Source organism: Streptomyces sp. NPDC090021 (assembly GCF_044748225.1).
In the GTDB taxonomy this organism is placed as follows: domain Bacteria; phylum Actinomycetota; class Actinomycetes; order Streptomycetales; family Streptomycetaceae; genus Streptomyces.
The window spans coordinates 128,462-139,002 of the sequence record NZ_JBIVFO010000019.1; the positions used below are offsets into that span (position 1 = coordinate 128,462).

Sequence of the window (10,541 nt, forward strand, 5' to 3'; positions counted from 1 at the left end):
GCTCACAGGGTCCGCAGCGCGCGGTCGAGCACGCGGACGCCGAAGTGGAGGGCCTCGACGGGGACCCGCTCGTCCACGCCGTGGAAGAGGGACCAGTAGTCGAAGCCGGGGGGCAGTTTCAGCGGGGAGAAGCCGTAGCCGGTGATGCCGAGCCGGGAGAACTGCTTGGCGTCGGTGCCGCCCGCCATGCAGAAGGGCACCACGTGCCCGTCCGGGGCGAACCGTTCGACGCACTCGCGCAGGACGGCGAACGTCCGCCCGTCCACGGGTGCTTCGAGGGCGACCTCCCGGTGGTGGAACTCCCACGCGACGTCGGGCCCGGTGAGCTCGTCGAGGGTGGCGATGAACTCGGCCTCGCCGCCGGGCAGCATGCGGCCGTCGACGAAGGCGGTGGCCTCGCCGGGGATCACGTTCAGCTTGTAGCCGGCGCTGAGCATCGTCGGGTTGGCACTGTTGCGGACGGTGGCCTCGACGAGGGCGGCGGCCGGGCCGAGCTTGCCGAGGACCTCGTCGAGGTCGAATTCCCGGCGCCGCGGGTCGACGGACAGGCCCTGGAAGGCGGCGAGTTCGGTGATGCAGGCGGCGACGGTGGCGGTGAGCCGGACCGGCCACTCGTACGCCCCGATCCGGGCGACCGCGGCGGCCAGCCGGCTGACGGCATTGGCCCGGTTCGGCTTGGAGCCGTGACCGGTGGTGCCGCGGGCGGTCAACCTGAGCCAGGCCGTGCCTCGTTCGCCCGCGGCGATGGGGTAGAGGGACCGGCCGGGCCCGGTGTGGACGGTGAAGGCACCGGATTCGCTCAGGCCTTCCGTGCACCCCTCGAAGAGTCCGGGATGCTCCTCGGCGAGGAAGCCGGAGCCGTCGACGGCGCTGTCCTCCTCGTCGGCGGTGTAGGCGATCACGACGTCCCGGCGCGGGCGAACCCCCGCGCGCGCCCAGGCCCGTACGACGGCCAGCACCATCGCGTCCATGTTCTTCATGTCGACGGCGCCGCGCCCCCAGACGACACCGTCGCGGACCTCGCCCGAGAAGGGGTCCACGCTCCAGTCCGCGGACTCGGCGGGGACCACGTCGAGGTGGCCGTGGACAAGGAGGGCGGGGGCGGAGGGGTCGGTGCCCTCGATCCGGGCGACCACGTTACTGCGGCCCGGGGTGCGCTCCAGCAGGAGCGGTTCCAGGCCGGCGGCGGCGAGCCGTTCGGCGACGTACTCGGCGGCGGGCCGCTCGCGGCAGTCGCCGCCGCCCCGGTTGGTGGTGTCGATCCTGATGAGGTCCGAGGTGAACCCGACTGCCTCGTCGAGGGCCACCGCGTCCACCACGTCCGTCGCGTCCACCGCATGCGGCGCGGTCGCCCTGTTCGCTGCGTCCACGGCGTCGCCGGTGTCGGTGGGAGCCCCGGTGTCGGTTGCGCGCATGTCAGCCATACTGCTCCTCCACGGCCGCCGAGACGACCGTCGTGACCGCCTTGAAGCTGCGGATCCCCTCGTACATCGTCGCGCTGGTGTACGCGACCCTGCGTTCGCCGCTGCGCCGGACCCCGGGGACCACCGTGGCGGACATGGCCAGGTGTTCGGCGTCGAACTCCAGCTCCACGGTGTACGGGCCGCCGGGCGCGGGCTCGTAGCGGACGGCGAGGGCGGTGGCCTCCTTGGCCGCGGCGCGGATGTCGGCGGCGGTGCGGGCCGGGGTCCGGCAGACGGCGGCGTAGCGCGAGACGTGGTCCTTGACGGCGACGGTCACCGCCTGCGGGGCGTAGCCTGCGGCGTCCACGCAGGTCAGGTCGTCGCCGGTGACCAGGACGACCGGGACCCCGTACTCGGCGACGACGTGGGCGTTGAGCAGCCCCTCGCTCGCGCGGGTCCCGTTGAGCCAGACCCCGGTGATGGAGTTGGCCAGGTAGGTGTGGGCGAGCACGCCTTCGGATCCGGCGCCCGTGTGGTAGCCGACGAAGGCGATGCCGTCGACGTCGCCGCGCTGGACGCCCTCGACCATGGAGAGGGCCTTGTGTCGGCCGGTGAGCATCTCGGCCCGGGCGTCGAGGCGCTCCAGCAGCAGGTTGCGCATCGTCCAGTGGGCCTCGTTGATGACGACCCGGTCGGCGCCGCCGTCGTAGAAGCCGAGTACGGCCGCGTTGACGTCGGAGGTGAACATGGAGCGGCAGCGCTCCCACTGGGGTGTGCCGGGCAGCACGTCTGCGGGCCAGGTGACGCCGGTGGCGCCTTCCATGTCGGCGGAGATGAGGATCTTCATCGGGCCCCCGGGCGGTCGGTTGCGCGGTTGCGCGCGACGCGGGCGGCACGCACTGCGCCCAGCCTAAGGGCTGTCCCCTCGTCCGGGGCGGATCAGCGCGCGGGCGCGGGGCCCGGGTGACGGGGGCGGCCGGGGTGGAAAGTCCACCCGAACCGGTGAGGGGGCCGGCCCCGCCCGGACCCGAGGGGGTGTCCCGCCGGTCGGACCGGACTCGCCGGGCCCGAGGGGTGTCCCGCCGGTCGGGCCGGACTCGCCGGCCCCGGCACCGCGCCTCGCCGCGTCGCCCTCGGCCGGCGAGGCTCCGCGTAGCCCCCTCGTCCGCCTTGCGGGCCTCCCCGGCCCCGCGGGCCCGGGGAGGCCCCATGGTGTCGTGCGCCGCTGCCTCATCCGGCCCGGTCGGCGCGACAGCCCCCGCGGGCCCGGGCAACTGCCTCGCTCAGGCCTTGCCTTCGACTTCCGCGGCGAGGTTGGCCAGCAGGGTGTCGTAGATCCGGGCGAGGCCCTTGGGCGCGAAGGTGCGCTCGAAGAAGCCGCCGATGCCGCCGGCGCCGTTCCAGACGGTGGTGACGACGGCCTTGGAGCGGCCCTCGCCGGCCGGGGTGACGACCCAGGTGGTGACCATGGAGGAGTTGCGGTCCTTCTCCACGAGCTGCCCGTCGGTGGGCTCGGTGACCTCCAGCAGGCAGTCGCGCACGCGCTTGCTGGTGGCCTGGAGCTTCCAGTGGACCAGGGTGCCCTCGCCGTCGCCGCCCTCGCGCACCTCGTACTCGCTGAAGTGCTCGGGCAGCAGCTTGCCCCGGGTTCCGCTGTAGTCCGCCAGCGTGTCGAAGACCGTCTCCGCGTCGGCCCCGATGATGCGCTCCGTGGTGGCCTCGACCTGCGCCATGCCTGTTCCTCCAGCCGTTGTGTCCGCTCGTCACGGCGAAGCCAACCACCTCCGGCGCGGTGGCCCAAATCCGGGCCTGCCGCCCACCTCCGCGACCTGGACCCGCACGATCACGGGAACGTTCGTTCTGTTCGCTCGACGGAGCCGGCAAGGGAGGCGGCGGTCGCCGAGTCCGGCGCCACCTCCGTGACACCCCTGGTACTCCATCTGCGGCCCGGTGCCCGCGAGTGGTTCACCGCCTGGCTGGGCGAGTGCCACCCGCACCTCGTCGATCGGTACGAGCGGATGTACGCGGGCGGCTCGTACGCGCCCACCCGGTACCAGCGGATGATCGCCCGCCAAGTCCACCGACCGGCGGCCGAATTCGGCATCGGCCCGGCCCGGCGGGGCGCGGCCCGGCGGATCGCCGGCCCCGAACGCCCGGACGGATCCGCGCCCGCCGGGGCGACCCGGCTCACCCTCCTTTGACGTCCATCACCGTCTGAACGGTCATCACATCGGGCCAATGGCCCTTCCAATCCCGTCTTCCAGGCGTGGTTTCCGGGACGATTCCGCCCAGAACACTCGGCTGGGAGGCCCCATGCTCCACCCCTTGAAGAAGCGCGCCGCCGTCCTGCTGGCGACCTCCACCGTCGCCGCCGCCCTCGCGAGCCCGGTGACGGCCGCCCCGGCCGTGCCCGCCCCGGCGGAGCGGGCCGCGCAGGCCGCACTGCGCTGGACCGGCTGCGCGACCCCCCGCTATCCGACGCTCCAGTGCGCTTCCCTCAAGGTGCCTCTCGACCACGACCGGCCCGCCGGCCGGACGATCACGCTCGCGCTGACCCGGGTCCCCCACACCGGCAAGACCTCCCAGGGCCCCCTGCTGGTCAACCCCGGCGGTCCCGGCGGCAGCGGGCGCGCGCTCGCCGGGTTCGTCGCCTCCGCCCTGCCCAAGGACGTGGCGGCGCAGTACGACGTGATCGGCTTCGACCCCCGGGGCGTCGGCAAGAGCGAGCCCGCCCTCGACTGCGGTTCGGGGCACTTCAACCCCGTGCGCCCCGACTCCGTGCCGCAGGACGCGGCGACCGAGCGGGCCAACCTCGACCGCGTCCGGGCCTTCGCCGAGTCCTGCGGCGCCCGGCACGCGGACGTGCTGCCGCACATCGGCACGGTCGCGGCCGCCCGGGACATCGAGGTGCTGCGCACCGCCCTCGGCGCACAGCGCATCAGCTACTTCGGCTACTCCTACGGGACCTACCTGGGCGCGGTGTACGCCAAGCTCCACCCGGGCCGGGTGCACCGGCTCGTCCTGGACTCCGTCGTCGACCCGAACGGGGTCTGGTACGAGGACAACCTCTCCCAGGACCTGGCCTTCGACGCCCGCCACAAGGCCTTCCTGGCCTGGGTCGCCCGGCACGACGCCACCTACCGGCTCGGCACCGACCCGGCCGCGGTCGAGGCGCGCTGGTACGCGATGCGGCACGCGCTGCGCGGGACCCCGGCGGGCGGCAGGGTGGGCCCGTCGGAGCTGGAGGACACCTTCATGCCGGGCGGCTACTACAACGGCTACTGGCCCAACCTCGCCGAGGCCTTCGCGGCGTACGCGGTGAAGAAGGACAGCAAGCTCCTGGTGGCGGCGTACGAGCGGTTCGGGGCTGTGGAACCCTCCGCGGGCAACGGCTACAGCGTGTACACCGCGGTGCAGTGCCGGGACTCGGCCTGGCCCAGGGACTGGAACGAGTGGCGCGCGGACATGTGGCGCACGCACACCAAGGCGCCGTTCATGACCTGGAACAACGCCTGGTACAACGCCCCGTGCGCGTTCTGGCCGACCGAGCCGCTGCGGGCGCCCGACGTGACCAACGCGGACCTCCCGCCGGCCCTGCTCCTGCAGGCGACGGACGACGCGGCGACCCCCTTCGACGGGGCGGTCAGCATGCGGGAGAAGCTGTCGGGCTCGGCCCTGGTGGTGGAGGAGGGCGGCGGCAACCACGGCATCGCCCTGAGCGGGAACAAGTGCTTGGACGAGAAGGTCGCGGCCTATCTGCGGACCGGGCAGGCGGCGGACGCCACCTGCCCGGCGCAGGCGGACCCGCAGCCGACGACGGCGACCCGGGCCGTGCCCTCCTCGGCCGGCGGCGCCGCCCTGCACGGCCTGCTGGGCTTCCGCGGCTGACCGGACGGCCCGGCGGCCTTCGACCCGCCGGGCCCGGGCCGTTCTCAGGCCGGCAGCACCGCCAAGGCCTCATGGGCCGATCCTGTCAGCCGTCGAGGGCTCGCAGGGCGGTCGTCGCCGCCACCGCGAGGCGGGGGTGGGACTGGGCGCGGGTGAGGACCTCGCGTGCCCGGGGGTCGGCGAGGGCGCCCAGGCCCTCGACGCAGGCCAGCGCGACCCGCCAGTAGGGGTCGTTCGGGGACAGCAGCCGCGACAGGGTGGAGATCAGGGCCGGTGCGGACTCCGGGGCACGCAGCGCGGTGAGCAGCCGGACGGGCTGGAGGGCGTAGGCCGTGCGCAGGCCGTTGGTGGCGAGGGCCGCGGCCGCCCTGGCGGTGCGCGGGTCGTCCAGGACGGCCAGGGCCTCGGCGGCGGCCGCGCAGCGGGGCGGGTCCCGGTGGTTGAGGAGCAGCACGAGGGGTTCGAAGGCGCGCCGGTCCCCGGCGAGCCCGAGCCGGTACGCGGCCAGTTCGCGGGCCCACAGTGGCCGCCCGGCCGAGGTCAGTGAGTCCGCGAGCGCGTCGGGGCCGGCTGCGAGCAGCACCTCGTACTCGGGCGAGCCGCCCGCCTCCGCCCGCAGGCGCTCCAGCACGTCGTTCACGCGGCCCACCCTAGGGCCTGGCGGGCGGCACACCGGGTTCCCGCAGATGATCAAGCGCGGTTGATCGATGATCGATGATCGGTACATTTCGGCGGTACAGGTCACATCTCCGCGCTCTGGCGCGTCAGTTACCGGCGAGTTACTGTCGTTGCAACACGTACGAGGGCGGCCTGGTGACGCAGCCGCCTCGTGTCGGTCGGTTCGTTTCGCATGCACGGTATGACCCCGGGACAGGGTCGTGCCGCTTCCGCCCCCGGGGCTCCTTCCCGCCGGGCTCCCGTCCGGGCTGTTTCCCGCCCCGGGCTCCTCACCGCACGGCACTCCGTACGGCACCCGCGCGCGCTGTGCGCCGCGCGCTCCCCTCAGTCGTCACCCTCTTCCACTGGAGTCCCTCGATGGACCGTCAGTCCAGTCAGCCCACCCTCCAGACCATCGCCGTCGTCGGCCTCGGCACGATGGGCACCGGCATCGCCGAGGTCCTCGCCCGCGCCGGCCGCGAGGTCATCGGCATCGACATCAGCGAGAGCGCCGCCCGCCGGGCCTCGGCCTCCCTCGCCTCGGCGACCGCGCGCTCCGTCGCCCGGGAGCGCCTCACCGAGCAGGAGCGGGCGGACGTCCTGGCCCGTTTCCGCACCTTCACCGACCTGGCCGCCGCGGCCGAGGCCGATCTCGTCATCGAGGTCGTGCCGGAGTCGTACGAGGTCAAGCAGCAGGTGTTCCGCGAGCTCGACGCGGTCGTGCGGCCCGACACGATCCTGGCCACGGGCACCAACGCCCTGTCGGTGACCCGGCTCGCCGCCGAGTCCCAGCGCCCGGAGCGCGTGCTGGGCCTGCACTTCTTCAACCCGGTCCCGGCGATGAAGCTGGTCGAGGTCGTCTCCTGCGTCCTGACCGCCCCGACGGCCGTGGAGGCGGTCACGGAGCTGGCCCGCGAGCTCGGCAAGGAGCCGGTGGCCGTCGGCGACCGGCCCGGGTTCGTCGCGGACGGCCTGCTCTTCGGCTACCTGAACCAGGCCGCGGCCATGTACGAGGCGAAGTACGCCTCCCGCGAGGACATCGACGCGGCGATGCGGCTCGGCTGCGGCCTGCCCATGGGGCCGCTGGCGCTGCTCGACCTGATCGGTGTGGACACGGCCCGCACGGTTCTGGAGGCCATGTACGCCGCCTCCGGCGACCGGCTGCACGCCCCGGCCCCGATCCTGGGGCAGCTGGCCGAGGCCGGGCTGGCCGGCCAGAAGTCCGGGCGCGGTTTCTACACGTACGAGGCGCCCGGCAGCTCGGTGATCGTGCGCGACCTGCAGACCCCGCTGGACGGGTCGCTGCTGGGCGCGGGCCGCCCGGTGAGCTCGGTCGGCGTGGCCGGCTCCGGCACCATGGCGAGCGGCATCGCGCAGGTCTTCGCCCAGTCCGGGTTCGACGTGGTCCTGGCGGCGCGCAGCCAGGAGAAGGCGGAGGCCGCCAAGGCCGCCATCGGCAAGTCCCTGGGCCGTGCGGTGTCCAAGGGCCGGCTGACGCAGGAGGCGGCGGACGCGACGCTGGGCCGGATCACCCCGGCCGGTTCGCTGGACGCCTTCGCCGAGGTGGACCTGGCGGTGGAGGCGGTCGCCGAGGACCTGGAGGTCAAGCAGGAGCTGTTCGCGGCGCTGGACAAGGTCTGCAAGCCGGGCGCGGTGCTGGCCACCACCACCTCCTCGCTGCCGGTCATCGCGGTGGCCCGGGTGACCTCGCGTCCGCAGGACGTGATCGGCATGCACTTCTTCAACCCGGCCCCGGCGATGAAGCTGGTCGAGGTGGTCCGGACCGTCCTGACCGCGGACGACGTGCACGCCACGGTCCGCGAGGTCTGCGTGAAGGTGCGCAAGCACCCGGTGGACTGCGGGGACCGGGCCGGCTTCATCGTGAACGCGCTGCTGTTCCCCTACCTCAACAACGCGATCAAGATGGTGGAGGAGCACTACGCGAGCCTCGACCAGATCGACGCGGCGATGAAGCTGGGCGGCGGCTACCCGATGGGGCCGTTCGAGCTGCTCGACGTGGTCGGCCTCGATGTCTCGCTGGCCATCGAGAAGGTCCTCCACAAGGAGTTCCGCGACCCGGGCCTGGCTCCGTCCCCGCTGCTGGAGCACCTGGTGGCGGCGGGCTGCCTGGGCCGGAAGACCGGTCGCGGATTCCGTGAGTACGCCCGGCGGTAACCGAGCGGGCCACGAGCCGGATGCGTGGGGAGGGCTGCTCGGGTCCGCCGGACCCTCACGGCGGACTGACCCTCCCGAGCCCAGTGCGGGCTCTCCCCCGCATCCACCCCTCTCCCACCCCCCTCAGGCGCGCTCCCCTGCGCGAATGAAGTACTTTCGCTCTATGTCCCAGCCCGCCAAGACCTCGCCCCGCGCCTCCTCGGCCCCCGACGCCCCGGAGAGCGCGGCCGGCACCCGGGCTGCCGCCCAGCGGCTCAGAATGCGCCGGGAGCTCGCCGCGGCGGCCATGGAGCTGTTCGCCACCAAGGGGTACGAGGCGACGACGGTCGACGAGATCGCCGCCACGGCCGGCGTCGCGCGGCGGACCTTCTTCCGGCACTTCCGGTCGAAGGAAGAGGCGATCTTCCCCGACCACGACGACACCCTGATCCGCGCCGAGGCCGTCCTCGACGTGGCCCCGGCGCACGAGCACCCGCTCGACACGGTGTGCCGCGGGATCAAGGAAGTCATGAAGATGTACGCCGCCTCACCGGCGGTGTCGGTGGAGCGCTACCGGCTGACGCGCGAGGTGCCCGCGCTGCGGGAGCGGGAGATCGCCTCGGTGGCCCGGTACGAGCGGCTGTTCACCCGCTACCTGCTGGCGCACTTCGACGAGACCGACCACCACGACGGCAACGACGACCCGCTGCTGGCCGAGGTGGCCGCCTCGGCGGTGGTCACGGCCCACAACCACGTGCTGCGGCGCTGGCTGCGGGCCGGCGGCCAGGGCGACGTGGAGGCGCAGCTCGACCACGCGTTCTCCATCGTCCGCAAGACCTTCGGCACCGGGATCGGCGCGGGCCGCACCCTGGGCCCGGCGGTGCCCTCCGTGCCGGCGGCGGTGCGGGCCGAGGGTGAGGTGCTGGTGGCGGTGGCGCGTACCGACGCGCCCCTGGACGAGGTCATGCGGACCATCGAAGAGGCACTGCGCGCGAGGTAGCCGGACCGGAAGCGATGCTCGTCACAGCGGCCGCCCCCGAGAGGGGGGCGGCCGCTTTCGTTTGTCCGGCTTGCCCCTACTCAGCGGTAACTTTGATCGATCATCGCTCATCTGCGCAGGTCAATAGGCAAATGAGAGAAAGTTTTGGCACGCGGTGCCTTGCCGGGTGACACGGGGTGCCATACGTTGAAGTCGTCCGGATGTCCCCGCGACCCACGCCCACACGGCACGGAACGCGCCCCGGACGCCTGCGTCACCAGGCACCCGCACGCCCCACCACGGGCGGCGCCCAGCACCACAGCACAGCCGGACCGACGGCACACCGCACCCGCTCCACGCACCCGTTCACCTCAGCGCACCCTCATCAGCGCTAGCCGGAGGCTCACCGTGAAGGACATCCTGGACGCGATTCAGTCGCAGTCCGCCACCACCGCGGACTTCGCGGCCCTGCCGCTGCCCGACTCCTACCGCGCGATCACCGTGCACAAGGACGAGGCGGAGATGTTCGCAGGGCTCACCACGCGCGAGAAGGACCCGCGCAAGTCCCTGCACCTCGACCACGTCCCGCTCCCCGAGCTGGGCCCGGGCGAGGCCCTGGTGGCCGTCATGGCCTCCTCGGTCAACTACAACTCGGTGTGGACCTCGATCTTCGAGCCCGTCTCCACCTTCAGCTTCCTGGAGCGCTACGGGCGCCTGTCGGAGCTCACCAAGCGCCACGACCTCCCGTACCACGTCATCGGCTCCGACCTCGCGGGCGTCGTCCTGCGCACCGGCCCCGGCGTCAACGCCTGGAACCCGGGCGACGAGGTCGTCGCGCACTGCCTCTCCGTCGAGCTGGAGTCCTCCGACGGCCACAACGACACGATGCTCGACCCCGAGCAGCGCATCTGGGGCTTCGAGACCAACTTCGGCGGCCTCGCCGAGATCGCGCTCGTCAAGTCCAACCAGCTGATGCCCAAGCCCGGCCACCTGAGCTGGGAGGAGGCCGCCTCCCCCGGTCTGGTCAACTCCACCGCCTACCGCCAGCTGGTCTCCAGCAACGGCGCCGGCATGAAGCAGGGCGACAACGTCCTGATCTGGGGCGCCAGCGGCGGCCTCGGCTCCTACGCCACCCAGTTCGCGCTGGCCGGCGGCGCCAACCCGATCTGCGTCGTCTCCTCCCCCGAGAAGGCCGACATCTGCCGGTCCATGGGCGCCACCGCGGTCATCGACCGCAACGCCGAGGGCTACAGGTTCTGGAAGGACGAGCACACCCAGGACCCGCGCGAGTGGAAGCGCTTCGGCTCCAAGATCCGTGAGCTAACCGGCGGCGAGGACATCGACATCGTCTTCGAGCACCCGGGCCGCGAGACCTTCGGCGCCTCGGTCTACGTCACCCGCAAGGGCGGCACCATCACCACCTGCGCCTCGACCTCGGGCTACATGCACCAGTACGACAA

General features: G+C 73.0%; 8 protein-coding genes and 1 pseudogene. 5 read left to right on the forward strand and 4 right to left on the reverse strand.

The annotated features are described in order from the left end of the window. Positions 1 to 2: 2 nt before the first annotated feature. From ACIPXC_RS17675 to ACIPXC_RS17685, 3 genes are all read right to left on the reverse strand, one after another. Complete coding sequence (locus ACIPXC_RS17675) at positions 3 to 1,319, reverse strand: M20/M25/M40 family metallo-hydrolase (RefSeq protein ID WP_401618647.1); 1,317 nt, start codon at positions 1,317 to 1,319, stop codon at positions 3 to 5. A 97-nt stretch (positions 1,320 to 1,416) separates the two neighbouring features. After that, on the reverse strand, positions 1,417 to 2,250 hold the full coding sequence (locus tag ACIPXC_RS17680; RefSeq protein WP_401618599.1) for a M55 family metallopeptidase: 834 nt from the start codon (positions 2,248 to 2,250) through the stop codon (positions 1,417 to 1,419). A 436-nt stretch (positions 2,251 to 2,686) separates the two neighbouring features. Continuing rightward, a complete protein-coding gene (locus ACIPXC_RS17685; protein ID WP_401618602.1) occupies positions 2,687 to 3,136 on the reverse strand; it encodes an SRPBCC family protein in 450 nt (149 codons plus the stop codon). A gap of 159 nt (positions 3,137 to 3,295) precedes the next feature. Here ACIPXC_RS17685 and ACIPXC_RS17690 point away from each other — a divergent pair. After that, positions 3,296 to 3,604, forward strand: a pseudogene (locus ACIPXC_RS17690) (radical SAM protein); the annotation flags it as partial. Between the two features lie 112 nt (positions 3,605 to 3,716). Next, positions 3,717 to 5,291 carry an alpha/beta hydrolase gene (locus ACIPXC_RS17695; RefSeq protein WP_401618605.1) on the forward strand — a complete coding sequence of 525 codons (1,575 nt, stop codon included), beginning with the start codon at positions 3,717 to 3,719 and terminating at the stop codon, positions 5,289 to 5,291. An 85-nt stretch (positions 5,292 to 5,376) separates the two neighbouring features. Here ACIPXC_RS17695 and ACIPXC_RS17700 read toward each other — a convergent pair whose 3' ends face one another. Then, positions 5,377 to 5,931 carry an adenylosuccinate lyase gene (locus ACIPXC_RS17700; protein WP_401618607.1) on the reverse strand — a complete coding sequence of 185 codons (555 nt, stop codon included), beginning with the start codon at positions 5,929 to 5,931 and terminating at the stop codon, positions 5,377 to 5,379. A 395-nt stretch (positions 5,932 to 6,326) separates the two neighbouring features. Here ACIPXC_RS17700 and ACIPXC_RS17705 point away from each other — a divergent pair, with 395 nt between their 5' ends. The 3 genes from ACIPXC_RS17705 to ccrA form a co-directional block, all read left to right on the forward strand. Further along, positions 6,327 to 8,123, forward strand: a complete 1,797-nt coding sequence (locus ACIPXC_RS17705; protein WP_401618610.1) for a 3-hydroxyacyl-CoA dehydrogenase family protein — start codon at positions 6,327 to 6,329, stop codon at positions 8,121 to 8,123. Between the two features lie 163 nt (positions 8,124 to 8,286). Next, entirely contained in the window at positions 8,287 to 9,102 is an 816-nt protein-coding gene (locus ACIPXC_RS17710) for a TetR family transcriptional regulator (RefSeq protein WP_401618613.1), read from the forward strand. A gap of 387 nt (positions 9,103 to 9,489) precedes the next feature. Then, a partial coding sequence (gene ccrA, locus ACIPXC_RS17715) for a crotonyl-CoA carboxylase/reductase (RefSeq protein WP_401618616.1) occupies positions 9,490 to 10,541 on the forward strand: 1,052 nt, incomplete at its 3' end.